Below are 668 nucleotides of genomic sequence, written 5' to 3'. Positions count from 1 at the left end.
ACATAAGACCCAATTTTCTTGCCTTTGGTGACAATGGCAGTAACGATATCGCCTGTCTGAAAGCCTTTATGAATTTGCACCCGCGAGCGGTGACGCTTTGGAAACCCAAACTTGTCAGTGCCGCACATCTGTCGAGTCCCATGTCCTTTTGCTGTAATTAATAACGGTTTTGTGGTCAGGACTTGAAGTGAATCAATTTTCCCAACACTGGCAGCATCTAACCAGTGGGTTTTGGGTAGGTTTAATCGGACTCGATTAAACTTGGTTTGTCCCCCCGTGCCTGTCGCCACAGGTAAACCTGTTTGTTTCAGGGCATTGAACAACGCCCACCGGGTTGAATTGACGGCTGCCGCATCTTTGAGCGGTGATTGGGACTGCTTCAGGATACGGTTCAATCGGCTAGGCTTGCCTGATAAAAAGTCTCGAATGTCCCGATTGCTTTTGGATTGATTGCATGAGTGGCAAGCCAGGGTCAGGTTAGAGACCCGGTCAGTGCCTCCTTTCGACCGAGGATGAATATGCTCGAGTTCAAGTGGCAGATTTTCAGCGCCACAGTAAGCACATTTGCGATTCCATTTCTCTAATAAATATTCCCTGACTTCATAGCCTTGCAATTCCCCTTGCTGGTACTCAATGCCCGATATCTCAGGGTTCTGTATGAGTTGCAG

The 668-nt window shown here is 48.1% G+C and carries 1 protein-coding gene; it reads right to left on the bottom strand.

Annotated features, from left to right (window positions below):
• Positions 1–668, bottom strand: a 668-nt coding sequence (gene iscB, locus AS151_RS07535; protein ID WP_244532934.1) for an RNA-guided endonuclease IscB, incomplete at both ends; no start/stop codon positions are given.

The sequence above is a fragment of the Geitlerinema sp. PCC 9228 genome, assembly GCF_001870905.1.
Classification (GTDB): domain Bacteria; phylum Cyanobacteriota; class Cyanobacteriia; order Cyanobacteriales; family PCC-9228; genus PCC-9228.
The sequence above is the reverse complement of the archived record's forward strand: the minus strand, read 5'-3'. Positions and strand labels throughout refer to the sequence as shown.